A 25728-nucleotide genomic window follows, 5' to 3' on the forward strand; every position below is an offset into this window, starting at 1 on the left:
CTAGCGTACGGTCATCGCGGCTTGCTCAACGCTATCAGTATCGGTTCTTTCCCCGTTTTTGTACACCGAAAAAATCGGGCCGGGTTCGGTAGGGCGAGGAACGACCAGTGCGGCTGGTGCGCGTTCAAAAATCGCTTCTGAGTTCGCCAATGCGTTTGGACCACGGCAAATCACGACGCGGCCCTCGCGGGTCGAGTATCCGGCGGCGAATACGCCAGAACAGCGACGCTGAGTTTCATTGGCGATCAAGGCAAAATTGCCCACGCCGCCGCGGGCGAACTCGATGAGCTCTTGACCCGCCTTTTGCTCGGCTTCACCTTCAAACGTGGAGAGGATCAGACCGTAATCGTTGGCGAGATCGATGGCTTTCGCGGACGTGCTCATGCTCAGCCGGTCGACCAGTTCAGGAATGGATTGCCCGCCTGGAAGTACGTCCGAACGTTGCGGACTGTTGTTGATCAGAACCCCTTGGCGGCGAGTCGCAAACAACTCAATGGCCCTGCGCAGAACCTTTAATCCATCCGAAAAGTCGTCGGACGATCCGGTCAACAAGAACTGTTGCAGCGCGGCGTCGGCGTAGGCGAGATAGTCGCCAAGATAGGCCGGCTCGGCCGAAGCCTCACCCGCTTGGCGTAAGACGTCGTTGTATCCCGATCGAAACGTGGCGAGATTCTTGAACAGCGTTGCAGCTTCTCGGATATAGGTGCGGTTATCCATCAGACGCGCAGTTTCGATCAATCGCGCGACGACTGTCGAATTGACGTCGTTGACGTAGAGCCCAGATCGCTTGACATCAAGAGTCTTTGGACGCTGCCGGAGCGATTCTAGCATCGCCAAGATTTGGTCCTTGTATGATTCAAAATTTGCAATCGAGACCATGCGCGGGTGCATCTCTGGATTGCGGTTCGCGTTGAGGTCCAAGTACCAATCCAAGTTCAATTGCTCTTCGATAGAGAAGTTTTCTGCAAGAAATCGAACGGAAAAGCTACTGGCTTGGCTGCGGTTCATTCCGACCGCGTCGCTCTTTTCGTAAGCGTCGTAATAGGGCAATGCCGCACGTTCGCGCTGGAACATTTTCAGAGTCAACTCGGCGGCTTCCCGGTAGATCGTTTTGCCTGTGATTCGATAAGCCTTGGCACATATCAAGGCCATTTCGGCATTCAGAACGGCGTACTTTTCGTAGTCGACACCGGTCCAACCTTTCCCGCGCGCTTGATAGAAAAACCCACCGCGAATCCAGTCTACGATGCCCGAGCAAATGACAGGTTCGAGTGATGCCGAAAGGAGGTCTACGTCACCCACCCGGATCAGAAAATCGTACGCTTGCGGATTTAATCGATAGAGAGTTCGTACAGGCCATCCGCCAGAATTCTTGTCCAGATTGTCTGCGAGCCACTGGCGATGTTGATCGGTGTCCAGCGTCTGGTACGAGCCCGAATCCAGGAGTGTGTTGGCCTGCGTGGCTTGACTGGCTCCGGGCGCTGCACCGGTGTAGTTTGGGTTCTGAATCTGACGGAACGCGTTCAGTTGAAATCGCAGGCTCTCGGCCGCTCGCCGGATGTTCTGTGTCGGATCAGAATCGAAGAGGAGTCTGTTGCCGAACACCTTGGCATCCGGTGTCAAGTACCAGATTTGGAAGCTAGGGTCCCAGCCGTCGCGTGCGCGATAAATAGGATCGAATAGGCTGGCGAGATACGGCTGAAGCGTCGCGTCAACTCGAATGCAGACGAAATTGCGGCGATAAATCTCGGCGAACTCTGGATCTTTGAAGACCGAGTCCTCATAAACTTTTCCAGCTCGACTACTGGCATCGCCGACGACGAATAGAATCGGCTTGTCTTCACGTTTAGCCTGGGCCAGGGATTCGACTGAGAGCTTTTGCCACGGAATCTCTTGCTGGGTGCCCTGCTGGAAGAAAGGTGGATCGGTGGTATCGACATTCTGAGAACCGGGTGGCGGCACAAAGCGTCGCAAAGACTCTGCTACGGCTCCCGAAAATGCGATGAGGAGAACCGTCAAGGTGACCGCTGGGTAAAAAGTCTTTTCTTTTGAGCGACGCATGACTCGGTATCTATTGTGGGACGTTTTGAAAATGGATGAGAGAGGTTATAATCTAGGGCAATGAGCATTTCGCTCGATGAAGTCAAGCATATTGCAAAGCTGGCCCGGTTGGAACTTACCGCCGAAGAGCTTTCTGCGTTCCAGGGTGAGCTGAATGCGCTCCTGGGGCACTTTCAAGACGTCAACCTTGTTGACGTGACGGGCTTTTTACCAAAGCCTCATGCTGTCGCGCTCCAAAACATCATGTCCATGGATGTTGTCCGCCATGGATTGCGCCGAGAAGACGCACTTCGCAATGCGCCAACGAGCAAAGCTGGGCTGTTTGTGGTTCCCACCATCATCGAGGACTAAACCGAGATGCTGAATAAACTTTCTGCAACGTCCCTTGCGGCGAAACTCTCCGCACGTGAACTGACGGTTTCCGATGTCGTTCAGGAGCATCTTGCGGCCATCGACGCGAACGATTCCAAGCTTGGAACATTTCTCACTCGAGCGGATGAGGGGCAGATCGAAGCTCAAGTCAGTGCTGCCCAAGCCATGGTTGACGCTGGCACGGCAGGACCGCTCACCGGAATTCCAGTCGCGATCAAAGACAACATCTCGACTGAAGGATTGCGGACGACATGCGCAAGCAAAATCCTAGAGAATTACATCCCGCCGTTTGATGCGACTGTCATCAAAAAGCTGAAATCTGCGGGTGCGATCATCGTTGGGAAAACCAATCTCGATGAGTTTGCGATGGGCGGCTCCAACGAGCACTCCGCCTTCTTCCCGGCCCGAAACCCTTGGGACACAACACGATCCCCTGGCGGTTCATCCGGTGGTTCGGCTGCTGCTGTCGCAGGGCGATTAACCCCAATATCTCTGGGATCCGACACGGGTGGATCAATCCGGCAACCCGCCTCTTTGACTGGAATTGTCGGCTATAAGCCGACTTACGGAATGGTGTCGCGATATGGTTTGGTCGCATTCGGCTCTTCGCTCGATCAAATCGGACCCTTCGCCCGAACAGTCGAAGATGCGGCGGCACTCGCAACTGTAATTTCTGGGCATTGTGAATTGGATTCGACCTCGCTTCCTGGAAATGGCCTCGACTTTTCAACCCTGAAATCAGGAAGCTTGAAGGGTGTTCGATTCGCGGCTCCAAAAGAGTTCTTTGGTGAGGCACTTGATGCTGGAGTTGCCGCGAAGGTCCAAGAAGTGATCGAACTCTTGCGGCGGGAAGGTGCGGTCGTCGACGAAGTTTCCGTTCCAGAAATCGCTCAGGGCGTAACGACTTATTACATCATCGCTCCGGCCGAAGCCAGTAGCAATCTGGCACGGTTCGATGGCGTGCGTTATGGGCCGCGGGAAATGCCGACCGCAACGCACGACCTCACAGAAGTCACCCGAGGGCGACTCTTCGGTCACGAAGTTAAGGCGCGAATCATGATGGGCACCTACGTTCTGAGCGCGGGCTATTACGATGCGTATTACTTGCGCGCCCAGCAGGTCCGTGGAAAGATGGTGGCTTCATTCGAGGCGCTGTACCAAAATTACGATTTTGTGATTGGTCCGACATCACCGATTCCAGCGTTCAAGATTGGCGAACTGCAAAACGATCCGATGGCGGAAAAGCTAGTCGACCTTTGCACCATTCCGGCGAATATGGGTGGATTCCCGGCGGTTTCGTTGCCTTGCGGGCTCTCGAACGGACTGCCAGTCGGTGTGCAACTGATGGGCAAAGTGTGCGATGATGCGCGCATGATGAGCATTGCGTTCGCCCTCGAAAGCGCACTAGCATTCAGCGACGAACCCAACCTAAACTAGTTTCGTACAAAGGACCATGAACGCAGAGCAGCGTCATCGCAGGGAGATTGTTCTAAAAGGGATAAAGAGCCCTTTGAGGATCGCATGCGCTACCGCTGCTGGTCTCGGTCTGCTGTCGATTTTTCTTCCAATATCAACTGGATATCACGTTGCCGGCGCGATGCTGATGTTGGCGACGGGTGGGCTCTGGTACAGCAATTGGGTCGAAGATCGTAAGCGTCCGCTTTTCAAATATCACCCCTATGTTGCGCTTTGGAAGACGGTGGTTGACCGGCTAGAGCGATTTGAGAAGGCGTATGCAGGTGTGCATGGCACGCTTGATGAAGAACTCCCCATTCTGAAGAAGAAGGTTTTGGACACCGCGGACACGGTTTTTGGAGCGCTATTGCGCGCCGACGTCATGCGGATTGAGCTTGAAAAGAGCGAGGGACCCAATGCGGGAGCCTTCCTCGCTGCGCCGGATATGAGCCGCCCAGCCAACGATGCCAAGGTTCAAGAGCTGTATCAACTCGCAGACCGAAACATGGCTGAATATCGCCAGCGGTTAGGCGCGGTCACCTCGGGAATTCATCGCTGCGAAGCGCAGACGACTGTGTTCGTGACCACCCTCGATAACCTTAGAATGCGGTTGCTTGGATACAGATTGATCGGTAAATCGCCGGAGATCGAGCACCAGCAGTTCTTGGATTCAATTGGATCGGCAAAGGCCGAACTGGATGCAGTCGACAAGGCGCTTGAAGAGCTTAGCTTTGATCGACTCGTGGCGCAGTCTGAGCTCGAAATGGCGGTGGCTCCCGTGGAACTGTCGCCAACGCTTGAGGATCGATTGAATCAAGTGACCGCACCTCCACCGTTGCCGGTTGACGCCAAAATCGAGGATCGACCTGAATGAAAATTCGGGCGACGTGCCACGCGAAGATCAACCTTTTTTTGAGTGTCGGCGCGCCGGAGCCCAGTGGTTACCACCCCATTCGAACCGTGTTTCAATCCATCGCATTAGGCGATGAAATGACAGTCGAAACCGCTGATTCTGAAACCGTTATTTTCTCCGGAGCCGAAGTTCCTTCCGAAAACACCGTATCGAAAACCTTGCGGTTGCTCAGGGAAATCCACAACATTCCGCCACTTAAAATCCAGATCGAAAAGTTGGTTCCACCAGAGTCTGGGCTTGGCGGAGGTAGCGCAAATGCTGGGAAGCTGATGTTGATCGTTTCTCGGATTATCGGACGCCCGGTGGATGATTTCTTCGGAGATGTGGCAAGCGTAGTCGGTGCAGATGTCCCCTTCTTTTTGACCGGTGGGACCGCACTGGGCGAAGGTTATGGAGACCGGTTGACCGCAGAGGATGATATTCCGGAAAAGGCTGTGGTCATCGTCCGGCCGAATGAGGGGATATCGACTGGAGCGGCGTATGCGGCTTTGGATCGAACACCACGGCCTTTCTTAGATTTCCCGACCGAGCTTCCGCCGAGGTCACCCTACAACGACTTTGAGCGTGTCGCGCCGTGCGTCTGCGGTGAGATCGCCGAGCGGTTGCAAGCATTAGGTTCTGAATTTGCAATGCTCTCTGGCTCAGGAAGTGCTGTTTTTGGGCTCTTTTCGGACAACGAGTTAGCGCAGAAAGCTGCGTCAAATCTGCAGGAGTTTGGGAAGGTGATCGTCACACGCACCGCAACCCGTGCAGAATCACTACAGGTGGAGCAGATTTCATGAAGGCTATCGTGATGGCGGGGGCAAAACTGCGCGAACCTGATGCCAGCGAGCTCGGGCTGGTTTGGCGGTGCGAAGTGCCGGTCAAAGGGCGCCCGATGGTTGACCATGTTCTCGATGCGCTCAAGCCAAATTTTGAACCAATTGTCATCGGAGGGCCAGAACGGCACGATGTTTGCTGGATAGAAGGTGGACACACGCTCCTTGAAAATTTTAAGAAAGGGCTGGACGCAACCGATGAGCAACGGTTGATGGTGGTGGGGTCAGATATCCCATTCATCCAGCCAGAAGACCTTCAGCGATTCTACGATCATGCCGATCCGTTAGCAGCGATTAACTATCCGATTGTAGAAACGAGCGAGATCGACCGTGCGTTTCCGGGCATGAAGCGCACGGTACTTTCTCTGAAAGAAGGCACTTTTACGGGTGGGAACGCCTTCGTCGTCGACCGATTCTTAATGAACCGGATTCTGCCGACGATCGAAAAGACTTTCGAAGCGCGAAAGAGTCCGATAAAACTCGGTCAGGTGCTGGGGATGAGAACGCTGATGCTGGTTCTCAAAACGCAGTTCTTCAAGGGTTCAGTATCGATTTCTGAACTCGAAAGCCAGGTTGGCAAGTCGCTTGGAGCGAAGGTGAAAGCGATCACCGGGCAAGCCCCAGCAATTGCAGCAGATATTGACACAACTGAGCATTTTGCCTGGGTCCGAACTCTCTAGAAATGGCAATAAACAGCCGACATGTATTCCATGGCTGTTACAACGTCCATGCCCAAGATGATCGATCCGAAGCTCACGGAATCGTATCTCATGAATCTAGTCGGAGTAGTTGATGCTTCAGTCTGGTGGCAAGATGGCGACTTAAACGCCTACGTCACCGTGCTCGACGAGAGTCCGTTCTCGCAGAGCGACTACAAGCGATGCTGTGTACAGGATCTTGGCCTGCACCAAACGCCGCGAAACATCACGATCGAGCAACGCCGCCTTCGAGTAGCGTAAGCCCGATCTAACTTTACTTCAATGTCTGCAGAGCCCCACGCCGAGAGGCTGTGGGGCTTTGTTCTAACTGATGCCCGAATTTGCACTATTGCGTATAGATTTACGTATCTAATAAAATAGAACTATGGCCACAACCTCCCAGCAAGCGCTGGTGAATCAAATCCGCGCCGAATTCCCGATCCTAGGGAGATCGGTGAGAGGCAAACGACTGGCCTATCTCGACAACGCTGCGACCACCCAAAAACCCCAGTCGGTGATCGACGCGACCGCAAAATTTTATTCCGATCAGAACGCGAATATCCACCGGGCCGTTCATGAGCTTAGCGAGATTTCGACTCAAATCTACGACACAGTTCGGGCCGAGTTTGCTCGTTTCGTATGCGCTCCAGACGCGGACTCGGTGATTTACACCAAGGGGTGTACTGAGTCGATAAATCTGGTGGCAAGCAGTTGGGCGGAGCCCAACCTTGAACCCGGAGACGTGATTCTGGTCTCGCACATGGAGCACCATGCAAACATCGTGCCCTGGCAAGTCGCGGCCGAGCGGAAGGGCGCCACAGTTGTGCCGATTGCGATCACCGATTCGGGCGAAATTGATCTCGAGGATCTTCAGTCCAAACTTAAGGAACACCGAGTACGACTGGTCGCGGTCAAGCATGTTTGCAACACCTTGGGCACGGTCAATCCCGTTCGCCAGATCGTTGAAATGGCGCACTCCTCGGGAGCATTGGTGTTGGTGGATGGCGCGCAAGCATTAGCGCATGAAGAGATCGATCTGACTGAGCTTGATGCTGACTTCTATACTTTCAGTTCGCACAAGGCGTACGGCCCAACCGGGCTAGGATTCCTTTATGGTCGGAAGTCGCTTCTGAAGCAGATGCGGCCCTACCAAGTCGGCGGGGATAACATCAAAATCGTCAGTTTTGAAAAGACTTCGTTCGCCGATCTGCCCAACAAATTTGAGCCTGGCACTCCAAACATTGCGGGCATTGCGGGTTTTGCTGCGGCTCTAGAGTTCTTGCAGCGGATCGAAGTTTCGAATTCAAATTCAGCCGCCCGAGTGCACGAACAGAAGCTGCTCGAACTCGCGACAGCTGGGTTATTAGAGATTCCCGGCGTCCGGATTATCGGGAGTGCGCCGAACAAGGCTCCTGTGATCAGTTTCGTTTGTGAATGGGGCCACCCGCATGATGTCGGGACGATCCTAGATCAGCACGGAGTGGCAGTGCGCACGGGCCACCACTGTTGTATGCCACTTATGAAGCGTATGGCAGTTCCGGCGACAACTCGGGCGAGTTTTGCCGTGTACAACGACGAAGAGGATGTCGAGCAACTCCTCGTAGCGGTCAGGTCGGCAAGGAATCTACTTTGGAATTAAACGAGCTTTATCAAGAAGTGTTGTTGGATCACAACAAGCGGCCCAGAAACTATGGGTCACTGCCGGAAGCCACTCACAATGCCGATGCCGTCAATCCGCTCTGCGGGGACGAGGTGCACCTGCACCTCGTTGTGGATGGGGACACCGTCAGCGACGTTCGGTTCGAAGGGAGCGGCTGCGCGATCAGCGTGGCAAGCGCGAGCATGCTCACCGAAGCCATCAAGGGAATGAAGGTGGAAGAGGTGCGCGATTTGGCGAAGCGATTCCGCGACGTTCTGGTCGAAAAGAAGCAGGATGATCTCGGAGATTTGGAAGTTTTTACGGGAGTGCAGAATTTCCCGATGCGAGTGAAATGCGCCACGATGGCCTGGCACACGGCCGTCGAAGCGCTTGAAGGAGTTTGACCATGCCAGAACCTATTGACACCACAACAATCCAGGAGAGAACCCTGAATACCATCCAGAAGAGCTTGCTGGAAAACGATGTGGTGGAAGCCCTTCGCGAAATCTATGACCCAGAACTTCCGGTCAACATCTACGACCTTGGCTTGATTTACGACATCGACGTTGCGGACAACGCTGACGTGTTGGTCACCATGACTCTGACCTCACCCGCCTGTCCTGTCGCAGAGTCATTGCCCGGGGAAGTGCAGGACGCGGTCAATCAAGTTGCGGGAGTCAGGGACGGCCGAGTGAATTTGGTTTGGGACCCCCCATATAGCCTCGATCGGATGCCTGAGCACATTCAACTTGAATTAGGCTTGATGTAAAATCAATCATATATAGTAAAGTAAAGAAAACATGAAGGTTTCTGCGCAAAAAGAATATGGGCTAAGGTGCCTGCTGGCAATTGCCAACAAGGGCGCTGGTGCGACTATGACCATTCCGGAACTGAGTGAGGCTGAAGGAATGAGCCAGCCCTATGTGGGGAAGCTGATGTCGATCTTGAGAAAGGGAGGCTATGTGACCAGTACTCGCGGGCAGATTGGTGGATATTGCTTGGCGAGCCCAGCGAGCGAAATCAAGCTATCGGCGGTTTTGGCTGAACTTGGAGGACGACTCTTCTCGGAAGACTTTTGTGATCGGCATCCTGGGATTCAAGAGCAGTGCGCGCACCTTCACGACTGCGCGTTGAACGGACTTTGGGCAAAGGTGCAAGCCGTGGTTGACGAGGTTCTTTCCCAAGCGACGCTACAAGATTTGGTAGACCGCAAGTTCGACGTCTTCTCCAATGTCGATCGAGAAAGCACCATACCTGTAATGCAGTGAGCGAATTTCCTATTCAAATCGAACCTAGCGCGTTGGATTACCTAGCAAAAATGCTGGCACGCAAAGGCCAGCCGGGCGATTTCATTCGAGTCGGAGTCAATGGTGGCGGATGCTCCGGGTTTGAATATCTCATCAAGATCGAGTCGGTCCAGCGAGAAAGTGATCTCGAACTGATGATCGGTGAAGTGAAGTTCGTGTGTGACCCAAAGAGCGCAAAGTTTCTTTCTGGAGCATTGCTCAAATCCTCTGGGAACTTGATCGGTGGTGGCTTGACTTTTGAAAATCCGAATGCCGAAAGAAGCTGTGGCTGCGGCACTAGCTTCACCCCGAAGTCCTGATGCCGCTACTTTCAGTTGGTTACGGCAAAGACAATTTTGATGCGCTCATCGAGCGTTTGGCACCGTTCAGAATCAGCCATCTCGCCGACGTGCGAACCAATCCTTATTCACGGTATCAAACCGATTTCAGAGGTAAGGAGTTCGAAGACGCGGTCAACAAATCCGGCATCAAGTACGTGTTCTTGGGTGACCGGCTTGGAGGCAAACCGAGCGATCCAGAAGTGATGACCGATGGTGAAATCGACTGGCAGAAAGTACGCCACTCGGTTTGGTATGTCGAGGCTTTGGACAAGCTTGTGGAAGCGGCAGAAAACGATAAAAATCGAATCTGCCTGATGTGTGGATGCGGAATGCCAGGGGAGTGCCACCGTGGAACAAAGCTGTGCGAATACCTTCTGGAGCGCGGCCTCGATACCCTGCACATCCTGCCAAACGGGGAAACGATTCTCCAAAGCGAATTGCGCTTACAGTGGCTCTCGCAACCGGCTTTGTTCTAAGGCTCGTTCAGAAAATCGTGGATCTTCTTTGCGAGCACTAAGGTGATCGTGGGCACGGCGGCGATCTCTTCGACAGTCGCGCGCCGGATCGCTTCTGATGACCCAAAGGTTCGCAAAAGCAATCGCCTCCTTCTCGGTCCGATCCCTGGAATCTCGTCCAGCACGCTCCCATGAGCACGCTTTTCTCTCAACTTGCGATGGAACGAAAGCGCGAAACGGTGGGCCTCATCTCTCAGCTTTCGTAACATCAGCAGCCCGGGCGACATCATCGGCAGTTCAAGGTCGTTGTATGCGTAGCCTGCCTCTTGCCCTTCGTCATAGACATAACTGCCGCGACGGAGCTTTTCTTGTGGCGAGAGTTCGACATCCTTGACTTTGGTTGGCACCACGATGAGCTCTTGCTTTTTCGCGAGCCCAACCATCGGAACGCTGAGGTTAAGCTGATCTCGCGCCTTGAGAGCCGCCGCCAGCTGACCTCGGCCCCCGTCAATCATGATGAGTTCGGGGAGCTTGCTGAACTTGGGATCGCCATCCAGATAGGCGCGCAAACGCCTGGTGATCACTTCGTGCATCATCGCGAAGTCGTTGGGGCTTTCGGGGTGAAAACGCACTTTGAACCGCCGATATTCGCTTGGCATTGCTTGACCATTTTCGACCACCACCATCGACCCCACCGGCGCAGTGCCTTGAATGTTGGAGATGTCGTAACCTTCGATCCGCATTGGCAGCTCTGGCAGGCCGATCGATTCGTATAACTGCTGCATCGCTTCTTCGGCCCAAGCTTCTTTGGCGTCGATTTCCCGCTTGAATGCTTCAAGTGCTTGTTCGGCGTTTTGGGCGGCGAGATCGACCAAACGAGCCTTCTCACCCGTGCGTGGCACGTCGATGCTCACTGCCGCGCCACGCTTTTGCCGGAGCCATTGCTGCACGATGTTGCGCTCTTCGATTTCCACTGGCAAAAGGATTTCCCGCGGTACTTCGGCGGCGTCGGAATAATATTGTTTAACGAACTCTTGCACGGCCTCGACCGGGTTAGCCTCGGCTGCGCCATCCAGCATGAACTGACGTTGCCCGACGAGCTTTCCGTGCCGGATGTAGAGCATTTGTACCGCGGCACCACGATCATCTTTGACCACCGCCACGACATCCCGATCTTCTTCGTCGGTGCTGAGGACACGCTGACGTTCTTGGATTCGACTAAGCGCGGTGATCTGGTCCCGTAGTTGGGCCGCCCGCTCAAAATCCAGTTCTTCGGCCGCCGCAGACATTTCTTCCTGCAGGTTGTCCAGAATTCCTTCGTCTTTGCCTTGGAGGAAATCCTGCACCTTGCCGACGACCACGGCATACTCTGCTGGGTCCGCCATTCCGGCGCACGGTGCGAGGCATTGCCCCATGTGATAGTAGAGGCAAGGCCGCTGTTCAGCTCGCCCGCTCCAAGATTTCCCGCAGGGAATCAGTGGGAACGATTTGTGAAGCAGCTTGATCGTGTCTCGAACAGCGTACGATGAAGTGTACGGGCCGAAGTACTTTCCTCCACCCTTTTTGACTTGGCGGGTGAAGATCACCCTCGGGAATTTCTCTTTGGTGAGGAGGATGTAAGGGTAGCTCTTGTCATCACGAAGCCGAACGTTATATGGCGGGCGATGCTGTTTGATGAGATTGCACTCGAGAACGAGCGCCTCAACTTCGGACTCAACAACAATCCACTCGATGTCCGCGATCTTGAAGACCAACCGCTCGATACGAGAACTATGCCGAGTGGACTTTTGAAAATACGACCGGACCCGAGATTTGAGTGAGATCGCCTTTCCGACGTACAAAACCGATCCTTCGGCGTCACGATAGATGTAACACCCAGGTTGGGCTGGAAGCAGTTTCAGCCGCTCGTCAATGTGGGCTTTGTTCTTGTTGGAGGCGGGCATCGGCGGCGATCTATTCTACGCAGAAATTCTGCGCGATCACACCCAGCCGCTGGCTTGCCGGAAGAATCGGTCGGTGATCGGACGCCGAACCATGGCGAATAGGAAGTTGGGATAACCGACCATGGAGTCCAATTCGTAATCTGCAGGCGGCGCAAACACAACGAGCGGAGTCCCGCATGACTTTTCATGAGACATTTTTGCCTCCGCGAAATCTTCGTAACCTTTGATCTTTCCAGGTTCGGTGAGGGTGGCGATGAGATCGACGAACATCAAATCCGCATCGGATGCATCCTCTAGCGCCGGCCCCCAATGGTCATGGACTTTCAGTTGATAGTGCGTCCCGTAAGCCTTCTCAGCAGCCAAAATGATCTCCTTCTCTTTCGTGACCAGAACAAATTTCATGATAAAACCAATATGATGGTGCTTGCACCTGAGGTACAGACGTTCATGATTAACAAAAAATTGTCAGGAACCATTCCTGGATTAGTTGCGTTGTAAACTACAGCGATAGCGAATCTATACTTAGGAGTCAACAATGGAGATGGTTACAGAAATTTCAGAAGATCGGCTACCCCTTTTAGCGCCATCCGATGAGTTCGAACGTCGAATGAAAGAAACTCGTCGCCGAGCCTACTCAATGGCACTCCAATTGACTCGAAATCCGAACGATGCCGAAGATTTGGTACAAGAAACCTACGTCAAGGCATGGCGCCGATACGACACTTATGTCGATGGCCGACCGTTTTTGAACTGGCTGTTGCGCATCATGCAGCGCGCCTACCTTGATAATCGTCGGCGCGATAACCCGATCCGGAAGGCAGAGAGCTTAAATCAGGCGTTTGTTGCTCCAGACGGTTCGCCGCAAGAAGTCAATATTCCTGACGGCAAGATTGACCTGCAGAAGGATCTGGAATCGCTGGATTTCGCGGGCGAAGTTCACGATGCCCTGACCGAGCTCCCCGAGATTTATCGAGACGCGATTTACCTTTGCGATATCGAGCAGTTGAGCTATCACGAGATTGCCGAGGCGCAGAGCACGACGATTGGCACTGTTCGAAGCCGAATTCACCGTGGTCGCCGGTTGCTCAAAGAAGTCATTCTTCGACGAGGCCGGTTAAATCACCTGGAATTCTAAAGTTCTCCCCCGCCCTGCCCGACAATCTCAATTGGGCATGAACGTATCGAATAGCCAGAATATCGCCGCGACGCTTAAGGCGTTGGATGTGGACGCCGCTAAGGAAGCGACGACCACGCGATTGCAGGTCTCCATGCTCAAGAAAATGCTCGAAACCCAGAAAGAGCAAGCTGCCCAGTTGACCCAACTTGTTGAAGGCAAGGGGCAAATCATTGACATTCGGGCCTAAAATCGTCGAATTTTGAAGCTATTCGGGTACAATCCCGGGTCGTGAGCAAGAAGTCCGTTCCCGTGCCGCGTTGGTGGAAGAACACATATTTTTGGATCGCCGGGATCTTATTGCTTGTTGGGATTATCGGATTCATTGCCGGACAAGATATCATCCGGGATCCAGGGCAGACGGACGAGAACTTTTTGCCCCTAATCTATTTGGCTGGCGCAGTCGTGATGTTCGTCAACGGCGTCATGAGCCACAAGAACACTGAAATGCTCTATAACGAACAGGTTTCGGGAGCTCCGTTATCGGCTGATGCCATGGAAGAGACTTCGCTACTGAAGAAGCTCCAAGCAGAGGCAGGCGACGCGACAGAGAATTCAACTCAAGAAGAAAACAACAATGGTTAAATGTAGCTGCGGAAAAGCAATCGAAAAGGTGCCGGCTTGGTTGGAATCGGTCACCGTTGAATTCGTGTGTACCAACTGCCCATCGCGACAGGTGAAGACGATCGCCCAGTTGCACGCCGAGCAATCTGCGAGCCGAGCGGAAGAAGCCAAGATCGAAGATCCGATGGCTGAAGAGGACGACGAAGAACCTGAACTCGACTAATCCAGTCGATTGACGCAAAAAACAGTCCCCGCTGAATTCAGCGGGGACTGTTTGTTTCTGGACCTATCTTCTTAGTTGACCTTGACTCGGTCGCGATCTCTCGCAGGGACGACCGCCGAGTCCGGAGCCATCGTTGGACGAATCTCCGCCTTGCCTCGATCGATCGTGTTCATGACCTTGCTCACCACCGATTCCAGTTGGGTGAGTACTTGGAAGCTGTAATCTTCCGATCCTCTGCGCAACAGGCTGGCGTCTCGATCGGCTGACGATCGAATCTCATCTGCCTGCGCCTTGGCCAGCTTGAGGATTTCGTTCTCGGCGAGCATTCGCTCTTGAGCAACTTGCGATTCCTTGGTGATTCGGTCAGCTTCGGCTTTGGCTTCTGCGATCATGCGCTCGGCTTCTCGCTTGGCACCTTCCTGAATCTTGTCCGCTTCTTCGCGCGCAGCGACAACATGGCGCTCAGCTTCGCGAGTGAGAATTTGTGCTTGCTTGACTTCGCCAGGGAGCGAGGCCCGCACCTTCGAGATTTGCATCTGAATTTCGTCGCGATTAAGCCCCCACGCTATGGGGCCGAACGACTTTGGCCGTTCTACGGCCAGTTCTTCAAGGTCTTCAAGCAATCTCAAAATGTCCAACTTTCAAAAATCTCCTTACCGATATGGACGGCATTCATCTACATTGTGGCACTTCGAAATCGACTACTGCCAGATTTTTCTAGGACCTTAACTTGGCTTCGATGATTTCCGACACTTTTCCCGGTACAAATTGCTGGTATTCGCCACCAAGACGAGCGACTTCTCGAACTACGCTAGAGGAGATAAACGAGTAATCCCACTTAGTCATGAACATCACCGTTTCGATTTCTGGCGCGAGCTTTCGATTCGCGGTGGAGATTTGGAACTCGTAGTCGAAGTCCGAGATTGCGCGCAAACCTCGAATAATCGCGTTGGCCCCGTTCTCTCGGCAAAAGTCCACCAACAACCCTTGAAAAATCTGCACTTCGACTTTGGGCCGACCCTCTAGGCAGGCTTCGAGCGCACGTTTGCGCTCCTCATATTCCAAGAACATCCGCTTGTTTGAGTTGACGCCGATTCCGACGATTAGTCGATCAAACAATCTTTCGCCTCGCTCTATGATGTCGAGGTGACCAAGTGTGGGCGGGTCAAACGAGCCAGGGTAGACGGCTACGCGCATGTGGACCATTATCCCCCGTTTTCGAGTTCTTTGAGACGTTCGATCACAACCGAATCCAATTCCGATCCGGTGGTCGTTAAGTCTCGCGCCTTATAGAGTGCATTGCGTGCTCCCCTGCTGTCCCCAGAGGCTTGGAATTCTTGGCTTGCATTGATATAGGCGATCGCCCCACTTTCATGCCACTCCCGAGAGTCTGAACCTTCGCGCTCGCCGAGTTTCGCCGCTTTGCTGTACCATTCGCCGCATCGTTGCCATAGCTCAAGTCGGTCAGTCGAATTCGAAGCCCGCTCGGCCTGAAGCTGGAACAAAAATCCGAGATCAGAGGCGTAAGCTGGATTCGTCGGGTCCAGTCGGACCGCTTCAAGGTAGTTCTCTTCGGCGCGCTTGTAATCCCCCGCTTGTTGAGCTGAACGAGCCTGCTCTTCGTAGGTGATCGCGAGATCCCTCGTCTGCGCGCTTGATTGTTGTGGCCGGACTTGTTGCTTTTTGTCGTACGCCTTCGCGAGGCCCTGAATCGACACCACCACCAGCCCCAAAAACAGTCCAGACGTGATGAGAATGACAAAGAATCGCTTGATCGATTGGATGGTTTCCGGTTGGAAAAGCGGCACCTTTGGCGCAGGAACGTAGATCGGTAACGGATGCCCGCTCATTCCTGGATAGCCTGTCGTGTTGGACGGCACCGAGCCGTAGGTATAAGGCTGTTGGTGATAGGGCGCAGGTGTTCCGTATGGCGCAGGTGTTCCGTAGGACGCGGGTGTCCCTTGGATCGGTGGCGGAGTTGGTGAAACATGACCGCCGTAACTTTGGTGACCGAGTTGGGGCTGGACCACTCCTCCAGATCGTAGAAATTCGAGCGCAGCATTGAGTCTTTCAATAAACTGGGCAGCGCTCGACATCCGCATCGACGGAGTTTTGTCTAGAGCAGCGACCAGAATCTGCTGGAGGACGTGGGGAAGATGGGCTGGATAATCCGGGCTCTTGCTGGTGATCGCCATACTGATCGCCACGACATTATCTCCCTGGAACGCCTTGTAGCCAGCGAGCATCTCAAAGAGCACTGAACCAACGCTGAACAGGTCGGACCTTGCATCGATCTCCTTGCCGACGACCTGTTCTGGCGACATGTAGCTCGGCGTACCAAAAACCTGTCCATCCATCGTGATGTTCGGTTCAAACGTCAGCCGGGCGATTCCAAAGTCAGTGAGCTTAACCCTGCCGTCAGACAAGAGCTGGATGTTCTCGGGCTTGACGTCTCGGTGGACAACCCCATTTTGGTGCGCAAAGGACAAGGCGCCAAGCACGTCGATGATGATCTCGATCGCGCGAATCGGCTCCAGAACACCGCACGATTCTAGTTCGTTGCGCAAGGTCCGACCGTCCAGGTACTCCATCGCCATGAAGTGCCTTCCCGAGTCAACTCCGACCTCGAAAATTGTGACAATCCCAGGATGCGACAATGACCCTGCGGCTTTGACTTCGCGCTCGAATCGGCGCACGCGGTCTTCGGTCTGTTGGGGAGTGCTAGAACTCGGGATATTGAGTTCCTTGATCGCCACGCGCCGATTCATGATCGGGTCGTAACCCTCATACACGATGTCGTTCGAGCGCGCGATTTCTCGAATGATTTGATATTTTCCGAGATGTGTGTTGGGGCTCGCGCTCATGACAAAACCTTGTAGGAATTAGACGCAATTCCCATCTAAATTTTCGGAAAAAACTCTCCTTACAAGAGAATTACTGTGGCCCGTCTGGAAGTGTTTCAGGAGTATTTGGGGCGGGATCAGGGTCGGTGCTTGGTTCGCGAGTGGTTCCTTCACCCTCTGCTGGAGCACCTTCGGTCGGTGTGGTCTCCGTTTCACCGTTATTTTCAGTGACCGCAGGCTCATTTTCCTCGGTAGTCCTTTTCGCGGATTTCTCATCGACTTTGCGGCCGTTCACGTGGGTGACTTCAGTCGTAACGGATGGCTTTTCGAAGTTCTGCTCATTGCCAGAAGGCTTCACGTCGCTGGTTGCGGCGGCTTCTGGAGCGCTACCCGAGACCTTGTCTTGAAGAGCCTTTAGCGCGGCTGGAGTTGGCTGTCCGATGTGCGGGCCGATAAATACGTAGCCGACCATAGCAAACGCCAAAGGGACGACGAGCCATTTGAAAAGTAGCGTCAAGACCTTCATTCGATTTCTCTTCAAGAAGTATAACGCGCTCGGCCGACGAAAGGGTCCTTTGACCTGCAGGTACCCTTGCAAGATCACGATGCCTTGCGAACTGATCCACGACACTTTGACAATAGAGATTGGGATTCTTGAAGCCAGTTTTGGGTCGGAATGGCGTTGCTACCCGTTGCCATCGCTTCGAATCACCGGGCAAACGGACACCGTCGAATTTCGAACGATCGTCTTATCAAATGAATATCTTGAAGCCACTTTTTGCCTTGACCTCGGCGGAAGACTGATTCGGCTGTTTGACAAGCGATCAGGTGCGGCAGCCATAGAGCTCCCCGGAACACTGGTTCCTAGAGAAGATGAATTTCGTGGTGCTCGACTGGACGCAGGGGTCGAATTCGCAGCAATCCAAAATGGGCTCGCACCGGTCTTCTTTGACGAAATTGAGCCTGAAAATGAGTCCGACCCTGTCGAATTGAGGCTCTTCTCCATCAATCCCTGGAATGGTACGGATGCAGGAATTCGGGTGCGGTTGTCCCCAGGAGAGCCTTTCTTGACCGTTGAAACTTGTATCAACAACCGAGAAGTTCGGTCGATAAGTTTGGAAGCTGGAGTGCGATTCTCCGGAGCCAGCATGAGGCATAGCAGTGATCAAGTTGCACTCATTTCCAATGGCAGAGGTGTCGCCATAGAGTTTGAAAAAGGCACTTTTGATGCAGTCGAACCGGGCCTTGCTTCACGCAGAACAGAGCTTGCCGGAATCTCCAGAGACCGATTCGTCAATCGAATCCACCCGATTTCGACCCTTGGCAATTCACCTTTGATGCAAGGTGGGATTCAGTGCGGCGTCCGAGATTCTGAATTTCGTTGGATGTCGGCAAGCGATCTGGGTTCGGCGAAGGTGCTGGCTGGGCTGGCTGATGGCCGCACCGTGGAGAGCCAAATCAACTTATGCAGCTCAGAGGTCGGCGCGATAAATCTCGAAGGTTTGGGAAGCACCGTCGTCCGAGTTGTCATTCGATCTGAGTCCGGTGCGATTTTGCTCGAAGGGGACCTCACCGAACAGCCAGCCGAAGCGAAGGTGCTGCGCCCAAATCCAATGGGTCCGTTGCCTGGCCATGCACTCTGGTTGACGAGAGAGTCATCAAATCGAGCAGCCGCCCACTTTTGCCTCTCTCGCGAGAAGGCGGTGAGTGAGGACTGGCAGCAGGCCGACTTTCACTTGGAGGATGCTCTCAATTACGCCGGAGATCATCCGCTGATCTGGTGGGCGAAGGCTGCCGTTCGTCGGCAAGTGTCCGAAGGAGATGAGGAGCGACCAGAGCTCATGAACGCGCATTTCATCTCGCCGCTTGAACCGCTTCTTAGAGCAGAGGCGTTCTTGGCAAATCCTACTGTTTCTGCCGAGCCGTCACCCTTGATGTCGGTCATAGCGGCTGACCCGATGATCGCGCTTGAAGTCGTTTGCCGCTACGCCAGCGCAGGATTTACGCGAGATGCGATCCGACTGCTAGACGAACTTGCCAGGCACAAATCTGTACCGTTGCTCGGATATGTTCACGCCTATCTGATGTCCAATCAAGGAAAAATGGACGTCGATGTCGCTCAAGTGGTAAACCAATTCGAAGCGACGCCGATTGAGCCGCCATATCCCTATCGCGAATTAGAAATCTCTGCGGTGACACACCTTGCCGAGAAATTTGTCAATTCAGAAAGATTGCAGAAACTGACAAAGATTTTGCGCGATAGAATGGGTGAATGATCCCCGCGATCTTATCGGCATTAGTCTCGGCTCCGAGTCCAATCATTTCGGCTCCACTCAGCTTTCCCGTCACTGGCTCGCCCGGGAATGTGGTGGTTTGGTCAGAATCTGGGTTTGTGATCGGCGCGGACAAGTCGGGCATCGCGGTGGCGGCGGCAGTTGATGGGCCGGCCAGGATTTTGGCGCTAGGGCACAACGGCTACTTTTCAACTTGGAATCAACTCCAGGCTAAGGATTTCTTCAGCAAAGGAGTGCGTTGGTGCGCAAGGTCTGAAGATCCCACAGTGTTCATTGTAGGCAATCTCGCGATCGGTAAAGACCTCGCCTTTGCGGGATTTTCGGTTCAAACCCAGTCGGCGTGGAAGGCGGTGCCGGGTGCAGTCACGATCGTCGACGCACACGATATCACCGCGCAGGACATCCCGAAGATTCGGCAGTATTTGGCTGGCGGTGGCGGGCTTGTCACTGCCGCGACGGGATGGGGATGGCAGATGCTGAACCCAGCTAAGCGACTAACCGAGTTCAACGGAAATCTGGTTTTGCGTCCATACGGGATCGGATTCGGAGGGAACTTCTGCGAGCCGGAAGCTGGCAACAAGTTTACGTTTCTCCCCACCGATATCGCAGCGGCCAATTCTGGTTTTGCCTGGCGGAAGTTGATGCAAAAGCAGCAAGTCTCGCCGAGCGAAGGCAATGCCGCGTTAGCTCTACTTTCTGCCCTGCCAAGCACCGATCCATACCTCAAGCCGAAAATCGCGGCCCTTGGCGATCCGAAGGGCATCCAGATTACTGAAGCGAGCCCGCTCACGAGCAAGATGGCTCGCGAAAGAACGTTGGTGGCGGTACACCACCAGCAAATCGTGGCCGGCGACATGACGGGTGCATCACCTTTTGCGGCATCTTTCCCTGGATCGGTGGATCGAACGATCGAAAGAATTTCAAAAACCGTCGTCCTTGACGAAACAAACCAGCGATGGCAGAGCACTGGATTGTACGCGGCTCCGGGCGAAGTGATCACGATTCAGACCAGCTCTAAACTAGCTGATGGCAAGTCCCTAGCGATTCAGATTGGTTGTCACACCGACGCTCTTTGGGGACTCAACAAATGGACCCGCTTCCCAGAAGTCTCTCAGAACACTCCGGTGAACGCTCCAAACATGAAGATTTCCAGCCCGTTCGGCGGCTTGATCTACGTCGATGTCAAGAAACCGCTTGGCACGAGTGGGCAGACCGTTCGAATCACCGGTGGTGTGGAGGCTCTGCATTACGTTCTAGGCAAGACCAGCTACACCGATTGGGAGCAGAAGCGAGTTCGCGCCAAGGCTCCTTGGGCCGAGATCGAAACTCGTCGGATGGTGATCACCGTGCCGGTGGAATCGGCCCGAAATGTCGCCGACCCACGTCCGGTTGCCCTGTTTTGGGACCGAGTCGCGGATGCCACTGCCGATCTCGCGACGATCAACAAGAACCGAGGATTCAAGGAGCGGTATGTCGCCGATCGCCAGATTAGCGCGGGGTACATGCACAGCGGTTATCCGATCATGACTTGGCTGGATGTCCGGGATATGGTCGTGGACGCCAGGAAGCTCCAAGCGGAAGGAAGTTGGGGGCATTTCCACGAAATCGGCCACAACCATCAAAATGGCGACTGGACTTTTGAAGGAACTGGCGAGGTGACCGTCAACCTGTTCACGTTGTACAGCTTCGATACTGTCGTCGGCAAGCGACCTTCGGACAGAACTTTCGATCCAGAAAGTTGCTTGAAGGTTTATCGCGCGTTTGCCAATGGAGGCACTTTCGAGAAATGGAAGGATGACCCGTTCCTTGCTTTTACGATGTATGCCCAACTTCAAAACGAGTTCGGCTGGGAAGCGTACAAGGCGGTGTTTGCCGAGTACCTGACCATGCCCAAAGAGCGGCGTCCGAAGACAGACCAGGACAAGCGAGACTTGTGGCTGGTCACATTCAGCCAATATGTCGGACTAAATCTTCGACCATTCTTTGAAGCCTGGAAGGTCCCAACGCGCAAAGAAACGCTCCAAGAGATCGGAAAACTGCCAGTTTGGATGCCGAAAGGGATGTAATTGCGTGAACTTTCAAACAAGAGTGAAAGTTCACACTGTATAATAGGGGTGTGGCGATTGCACCCGAAAAGATCGTAAGTCCGGACCTAATGGACATCTACCGAAAGGTGGACGCCGGCCAGCGCCTCAGCAAAGAGGATGGAATGCGGCTGTTCCACACACCGGATTTGACCGGTCTGGGATACATGGCGAACCTTGTTCGTGAGCGACGCCACGGCGCAAAGACGTTTTATGTGCGCAACCAGCACATCAATTACACCAATATCTGCAACAAATTCTGCAAGTTCTGCAGTTTCTATGCAAAAAAAGGTGGTCCAGCTCCATATGAAATGGACATGGCGGAAGTCCAACGACGATTGGACTGGCACAAAGATACTCCACTGACCGAAATTCACATGGTCGGTGGGATTAATCCTCGCCTGAAGTACGATTATTATCTCGATCTTGTCCGATTGGTGGCCAATTCTCGCCCCGAAGGTGTACACGTCAAGGCTTTCACTGCCGTTGAGATCGTTCAAATCGCACAAATTGGCAAAGTTTCGATAGAGCAAGCCCTTCGAGACCTCATGGATGCGGGTTTGCAATCTCTTCCCGGTGGTGGGATCGAAATTCTGAGCGACCGGGTGCACTCAGAGCTGTTTGGCAAGAAGTTAAATGGCGAAGAGTGGAAGGATGTTGCTCGAGTTGCAGCGAAGCTCGGCCTCCCGCAATACGCCACGATGCTCTACGGCATGGTGGAAACCCTCGAAGAGCGCGTGGACCACATGATCCAGCTCCGCGAATTGCAGGATGAAACCGGTCACTTCCTGACCATGACTCCGCTTAGCTTCCATCCGGAAGCCACAGAATTGGAGCACATCAAGCCGATGACTGGCGACACCGATTTGCGAAACATCGCACTCTGCCGATTGATGCTCGACAACTTTGATCACATCAAGAGTTTCTGGATCATGAACTCGGTGCCGATCACCCAGATGGCGCTTTGGTACGGCGCGGACGATGCCGATGGAATGGTCCACGAGTACGAGATTACGTACGAACCAGGCAAGTTTGGCCACAAGTCGCAAGTTCTCACTCACGAGAACATGAAGCGGATGATCGAAGAAGTGGGGCGAATCCCAGTTGAACGTGACTCGCTGTACAATGAGATCATTCGGGATGAGCCGGTCCAGGAATCTGGACCTAGGCACTTGAGGCCGTTAGCCGTTCGCTAAACACGTGGGAAGGTAAACTTTCTCCTTCCCATGGACCTAAAAAGTACGCTAAATCTCCCTAATCCGGACTTCACAATCCCAATGAAGGCCGATCTCGCCAAGCGCGAGCCAGAGATTTTGGCGTCCTGGGATCTCGCCGAAATCTACAACGCGATTCAAAAAGCTCGCGCGGATGCACCGGTTTTCGTCTTCCACGACGGCCCACCCTATACCAACGGACCTATCCACGTCGGAACCGGAATGAACAAGATTCTCAAAGATTTTGTGTTCAAGAGCCGGACAATGATGGGTTATCGCGTCCCGTTAGTGCCCGGATTTGACAACCACGGCCTGCCGATTGAGCAAGCCGTGATGAAGGCTTTTCACGAGAAGAAGATCACGCCAGATTTGCCAACTCTGCGTCAAGCCTGCAGAGATCATGCTGCCAAATACATCGAATTGCAGACGCAGCAATTCAAGAGATTGGGCACTTTTGCGATGTGGGACAAGCCGTATCGAACAATGGACTTTCGGTTCGAAGCGGCAATCGTTCGTGTTTTCAAGCGGTTGGTGGAAGCGAATCAAGTCTATCGCGGACTGAAGCCAGTGATGTGGTCGCCAACAAGCAGGACCGCCTTGGCCGACACCGAAATTGTTTATCAAGACCACACGAGCAAGTCGATCTTCGTTCGATTCCCCCTGCGAGAAGATAAGAATGGTTGGTCCGAAGGACTTGAAAATGTTTTTTGCATCATCTGGACGACCACGCCATGGACGATCCCGGCCAATCTCGGCGTGGCGTTCCACCCAAGCCTTGAGTACGTGATCTTCAAATCTGGAGACGCGCACTACGTCGTGCAAAAGGACCTTTACGAATCCGTCACCACCCAGCTCGGCATGCAGGATGCCGAGATTGTTCGGACCTTGCTCGGGGCATCGTTTGAGTACTCCACGTTCAAGCATCCGATCTTTGATCGCGACTCGCTAGCGATGATGGCGATGTACGTCACGACCGAAGATGGAACTGGCGTCGTTCACACCGCTCCTGGTCACGGCCGCGAGGACTTCATCACTGGCGCAAAGTACGGACTGCCTGTGCTCTGTCCGGTGGATGAGCGCGGGGTTCTCACTAGCGAAGCGGGCGAGTTTGAAGGCGTGAGCTACAAAGATTGCGATAAGGTGGTCGTCGATCGGCTTGCCGAAGTTGGAAATCTGCTCAAATCCGATGACTATTCGCACAGCTATCCGCACGCCGAGCGGGATGGTAAGCCCGTGATCTTCCGCGCAACCGAGCAATGGTTTGTTAGCATGGAAGACAACGATCTTCGGAAGAAGATGATGGAGCAGATCGACTCCGTCGATTGGCATCCAGATTCGGCAAAGGGCCGGATCAGCGCGATGATCGGCGGTCGACCGGATTGGTGCATCAGCCGCCAAAGGCCTTGGGGCGTAGGCATACCGGTTTTCTACGGCGCAGAATCTGGCGCACCTGTTTTGGACCCAGCAGCGATCGAAGCGGTGGCTAAACTCGTCGAGTCGAAAGGTTCGGATGCCTGGTACACCACCCCACCATCCGAGATCTTGCCTCAAGGGTACAAGCATCCTGTGACTGGCGAAACCGAATTCCGAAAGGAAGTGGACGTTTTTGACGTTTGGTTCGACAGTGGATCATCAAGTCTTGCTGTCTTGGAAGGTGACGTCTATCCTGAATGGAAGGAGCGATGGCCCGCCGACCTGTATCTGGAAGGCAGCGATCAGCACCGCGGTTGGTTCAACGTCAGCATGATCATCGGCACCGCTCTGAAGGGCGAAGCGCCGTACCGCGAAGTCGTGACGCACGGCTTTGTAAACGATGAAAAGGGCCAAAAAATGAGCAAACGACTCGGAAACGTCATCGATCCGGTCGAAGTTTGCGATTCATTGGGCGCCGACGTACTCCGGTACTGGGTGGCCAGCGTTGATTACACAGAAGATGTCGGTTGCGGTCCAACTTTGCTCGCGGCGGCAGGAGAGGGCTATCGGTCGATCCGAAACACGCTAAGGTTCCTTCTAGGCAATCTGTATGACTTTGATCCGACTAACGCGCCCGAGTTGCTTGAGCTCGATGAATGGATCATCGAACAGACCGAATTGCTGGCTGTAGATGTCGTGGAATCGTACAAGTCCTACGAGTTCCGAAAGGCGCTGACGGCCATCGCCGACTTCTGTGCGAAGAAGATCTCCGCGTTCTACCTGGATGCGATCAAAGACCGGATGTATTGCGACGCGGCGGATTCAGCAACGCGGCGTAGCGGTCAATGGGCGTGCTATCAGGTACTTCGAAAGTTGATCTTGTTGGCTGCGCCAATCTTGCCATTCACGAGTGAAGAAACCTTTTTGCGGCTTCCAGGCGCAAAGCTGGATTCGGTCCATGTCGATCTTTTTGAACTGCCATCCGAAGAGCGATTGGCTCAGATCGAGGCTTCCGATCTGCAAGTTCGATACGCTCGACTGATCGAATATCGCGCATCTGTGTTCGCTCTTTACGAAGAGTGGAAAAAGTCGAGCGAGATCAAGAACAACCAGCAAGTTCTGGTCGACATCACGGATTCCGAGGAGAATATTGCCTTCCTGCGCAGTTTTGACCCGAGCGAGCTTGCCAACCTGTTCAAGTTCAGCTGGTTGCAGCTTCATGTGGGCAATCAGTCGTTTGCGTTTAGCGCCTCGCCTTATGCGCAGTGCGAGCGGTGCAAGCTCTATCGACCTGACGTTGCAGAGGTGAACGGTCACCTGCTGTCGGCGCGAGATCGCGCGGTGGTGGGATGGTAGGTTCGCGCCGCTTCCCGACGGTCTTTCTCTCCGTATTCGTCGGATTTGTCGTGTTAGATCAGCTCATCAAGGCGTGGTCGCGCAACACTGCGTTCGGCGAAGGGCACGTGTTCAACGCGCTCTGGCCAAACGTTTTTGAACTCAAACTGGCCTATAACCACGGAATCGCGTTTGGTTTGTTCCAAGGCTTCGGAGTGGTGTTTGCACCGATTGCGATTTTGATCGCGGGCTATGCGGCATGGCATGCATCTCGGATTGACCCGAGCAAGAAGCTGATGCATTTCACAATTGGGATGCTCGCAGCTGGAGCAGTGGGGAACCTCATCGACCGAGTTTGGATGGGCAAAGTCACCGACATGTTCTGGTTTCGGCTAATCAATTTCCCTGTATTCAATCTCGCAGATGCCTGCATCACGGTGAGCGCCGTTCTTCTTGCGGTCTTGAGTATTCGCGAGAACGAGGCGCGGCGACCCGAGTCCCAGGTCCCTCAAACAGATTCGATTCCTCCGGCGTAAATCCGGATTGATGAAAAATCGAAAACTGATTCTGCAATTGGCGCTCGTATTGGCTCCGGTCGTTGTG

General features: G+C 53.8%; 28 protein-coding genes. 21 read left to right on the top strand and 7 right to left on the bottom strand.

The features are described 5' to 3' along the window. Entirely contained in the window at positions 1-2061 is a 2061-nt protein-coding gene (locus tag J0L72_07900) for a thioredoxin domain-containing protein (protein ID MBN8690699.1), read from the bottom strand. Positions 2062-2121: 60 nt separating this feature from the next. Here J0L72_07900 and gatC point away from each other — a divergent pair, with 60 nt between their 5' ends. The 12 genes from gatC (at position 2122) to J0L72_07960 (ending at position 10059) form a co-directional block, all read left to right on the top strand. Next, positions 2122-2412, top strand: coding sequence for an Asp-tRNA(Asn)/Glu-tRNA(Gln) amidotransferase subunit GatC (gatC, locus tag J0L72_07905; protein MBN8690700.1), 291 nt, complete (start codon positions 2122-2124; stop codon positions 2410-2412). A 6-nt stretch (positions 2413-2418) separates the two neighbouring features. After that, positions 2419-3870 (top strand): Asp-tRNA(Asn)/Glu-tRNA(Gln) amidotransferase subunit GatA, encoded by a 1452-nt coding sequence (gatA, locus tag J0L72_07910; protein MBN8690701.1) that lies wholly within the window; start codon positions 2419-2421, stop codon positions 3868-3870. Between the two features lie 73 nt (positions 3871-3943). Beyond that, positions 3944-4762, top strand: a complete 819-nt coding sequence (locus J0L72_07915; GenBank protein MBN8690702.1) for a hypothetical protein — start codon at positions 3944-3946, stop codon at positions 4760-4762. Then, positions 4759-5583, top strand: coding sequence for a hypothetical protein (locus J0L72_07920; protein MBN8690703.1), 825 nt, complete (start codon positions 4759-4761; stop codon positions 5581-5583). Before J0L72_07915 ends, J0L72_07920 begins: the two co-directional genes overlap by 4 nt. After that, a complete protein-coding gene (locus J0L72_07925; protein MBN8690704.1) occupies positions 5580-6299 on the top strand; it encodes a nucleotidyltransferase family protein in 720 nt (239 codons plus the stop codon). Before J0L72_07920 ends, J0L72_07925 begins: the two co-directional genes overlap by 4 nt. A gap of 30 nt (positions 6300-6329) precedes the next feature. Continuing rightward, on the top strand, positions 6330-6578 hold the full coding sequence (locus tag J0L72_07930; protein MBN8690705.1) for a hypothetical protein: 249 nt from the start codon (positions 6330-6332) through the stop codon (positions 6576-6578). Positions 6579-6702: 124 nt separating this feature from the next. Further along, positions 6703-7956, top strand: a complete 1254-nt coding sequence (locus tag J0L72_07935) for a SufS family cysteine desulfurase (GenBank protein MBN8690706.1) — start codon at positions 6703-6705, stop codon at positions 7954-7956. Continuing rightward, positions 7947-8360, top strand: a complete 414-nt coding sequence (locus tag J0L72_07940) for an SUF system NifU family Fe-S cluster assembly protein (protein ID MBN8690707.1) — start codon at positions 7947-7949, stop codon at positions 8358-8360. Before J0L72_07935 ends, J0L72_07940 begins: the two co-directional genes overlap by 10 nt. A 2-nt stretch (positions 8361-8362) precedes the next feature. Beyond that, positions 8363-8725, top strand: a complete 363-nt coding sequence (locus J0L72_07945) for a DUF59 domain-containing protein (protein ID MBN8690708.1) — start codon at positions 8363-8365, stop codon at positions 8723-8725. A gap of 31 nt (positions 8726-8756) precedes the next feature. Beyond that, a complete protein-coding gene (locus tag J0L72_07950; protein ID MBN8690709.1) occupies positions 8757-9224 on the top strand; it encodes an Rrf2 family transcriptional regulator in 468 nt (155 codons plus the stop codon). A gap of 50 nt (positions 9225-9274) precedes the next feature. Then, positions 9275-9562, top strand: a complete 288-nt coding sequence (locus tag J0L72_07955; GenBank protein ID MBN8690710.1) for an iron-sulfur cluster assembly accessory protein — start codon at positions 9275-9277, stop codon at positions 9560-9562. Next, positions 9562-10059, top strand: coding sequence for a DUF488 domain-containing protein (locus J0L72_07960; protein ID MBN8690711.1), 498 nt, complete (start codon positions 9562-9564; stop codon positions 10057-10059). The genes J0L72_07955 and J0L72_07960 overlap by 1 nt, the downstream gene beginning before the upstream one ends. Here J0L72_07960 and uvrC read toward each other — a convergent pair. Both uvrC and J0L72_07970 read right to left on the bottom strand, forming a co-directional pair. Then, on the bottom strand, positions 10056-11981 hold the full coding sequence (uvrC, locus tag J0L72_07965; protein MBN8690712.1) for an excinuclease ABC subunit UvrC: 1926 nt from the start codon (positions 11979-11981) through the stop codon (positions 10056-10058). The two genes, J0L72_07960 and uvrC, sit on opposite strands and share 4 nt — an antisense overlap. A 36-nt stretch (positions 11982-12017) precedes the next feature. Beyond that, positions 12018-12383 carry a hypothetical protein gene (locus J0L72_07970; GenBank protein MBN8690713.1) on the bottom strand — a complete coding sequence of 122 codons (366 nt, stop codon included), beginning with the start codon at positions 12381-12383 and terminating at the stop codon, positions 12018-12020. A gap of 205 nt (positions 12384-12588) precedes the next feature. Here J0L72_07970 and J0L72_07975 point away from each other — a divergent pair, with 205 nt between their 5' ends. Genes J0L72_07975 through J0L72_07990 form a run of 4 tightly spaced genes read left to right on the top strand, consistent with a single transcriptional unit; the run spans position 12589 to position 13942 of the window. Continuing rightward, the gene (locus tag J0L72_07975) at positions 12589-13116 is read left to right on the top strand and encodes a sigma-70 family RNA polymerase sigma factor (protein MBN8690714.1); all 528 of its coding nucleotides are present in this window, start codon (positions 12589-12591) and stop codon (positions 13114-13116) included. A gap of 37 nt (positions 13117-13153) precedes the next feature. After that, positions 13154-13345 carry a putative motility protein gene (locus J0L72_07980; protein MBN8690715.1) on the top strand — a complete coding sequence of 64 codons (192 nt, stop codon included), beginning with the start codon at positions 13154-13156 and terminating at the stop codon, positions 13343-13345. Between the two features lie 41 nt (positions 13346-13386). Next, the gene (locus J0L72_07985) at positions 13387-13740 is read left to right on the top strand and encodes a hypothetical protein (GenBank protein MBN8690716.1); all 354 of its coding nucleotides are present in this window, start codon (positions 13387-13389) and stop codon (positions 13738-13740) included. Then, positions 13733-13942 (top strand): hypothetical protein, encoded by a 210-nt coding sequence (locus tag J0L72_07990; GenBank protein MBN8690717.1) that lies wholly within the window; start codon positions 13733-13735, stop codon positions 13940-13942. Before J0L72_07985 ends, J0L72_07990 begins: the two co-directional genes overlap by 8 nt. A gap of 71 nt (positions 13943-14013) precedes the next feature. Here J0L72_07990 and J0L72_07995 read toward each other — a convergent pair whose 3' ends face one another. The 4 genes from J0L72_07995 to J0L72_08010 form a co-directional block, all read right to left on the bottom strand. Next, positions 14014-14571, bottom strand: a complete 558-nt coding sequence (locus J0L72_07995) for a hypothetical protein (GenBank protein ID MBN8690718.1) — start codon at positions 14569-14571, stop codon at positions 14014-14016. A gap of 88 nt (positions 14572-14659) precedes the next feature. Then, on the bottom strand, positions 14660-15139 hold the full coding sequence (gene coaD, locus J0L72_08000) for a pantetheine-phosphate adenylyltransferase (protein ID MBN8690719.1): 480 nt from the start codon (positions 15137-15139) through the stop codon (positions 14660-14662). Between the two features lie 8 nt (positions 15140-15147). Then, the gene (locus tag J0L72_08005; protein ID MBN8690720.1) at positions 15148-16806 is read right to left on the bottom strand and encodes a protein kinase; all 1659 of its coding nucleotides are present in this window, start codon (positions 16804-16806) and stop codon (positions 15148-15150) included. Between the two features lie 70 nt (positions 16807-16876). Then, on the bottom strand, positions 16877-17311 hold the full coding sequence (locus tag J0L72_08010; protein ID MBN8690721.1) for a hypothetical protein: 435 nt from the start codon (positions 17309-17311) through the stop codon (positions 16877-16879). Positions 17312-17390: 79 nt separating this feature from the next. On the opposite strand from J0L72_08010, the gene J0L72_08015 reads away from it, so the two are divergent. From J0L72_08015 to lspA, 5 genes are all read left to right on the top strand, one after another. Continuing rightward, positions 17391-19061: a DUF5107 domain-containing protein gene (locus tag J0L72_08015; protein ID MBN8690722.1), complete on the top strand. Its 1671-nt coding sequence runs from the start codon at positions 17391-17393 to the stop codon at positions 19059-19061. After that, positions 19058-21145: a M60 family metallopeptidase gene (locus J0L72_08020; protein MBN8690723.1), complete on the top strand. Its 2088-nt coding sequence runs from the start codon at positions 19058-19060 to the stop codon at positions 21143-21145. Before J0L72_08015 ends, J0L72_08020 begins: the two co-directional genes overlap by 4 nt. A gap of 89 nt (positions 21146-21234) precedes the next feature. Next, complete coding sequence (locus J0L72_08025) at positions 21235-22359, top strand: CofH family radical SAM protein (protein ID MBN8690724.1); 1125 nt, start codon at positions 21235-21237, stop codon at positions 22357-22359. Positions 22360-22389: 30 nt separating this feature from the next. After that, on the top strand, positions 22390-25146 hold the full coding sequence (ileS, locus tag J0L72_08030; GenBank protein ID MBN8690725.1) for an isoleucine--tRNA ligase: 2757 nt from the start codon (positions 22390-22392) through the stop codon (positions 25144-25146). Further along, positions 25140-25661: a signal peptidase II gene (lspA, locus tag J0L72_08035; GenBank protein ID MBN8690726.1), complete on the top strand. Its 522-nt coding sequence runs from the start codon at positions 25140-25142 to the stop codon at positions 25659-25661. The genes ileS and lspA overlap by 7 nt, the downstream gene beginning before the upstream one ends. Positions 25662-25728 lie beyond the last annotated feature (67 nt).

The organism is Armatimonadota bacterium, assembly GCA_017303935.1.
In the GTDB taxonomy this organism is placed as follows: Bacteria; Armatimonadota; Fimbriimonadia; order Fimbriimonadales; family Fimbriimonadaceae; genus JAFLBD01.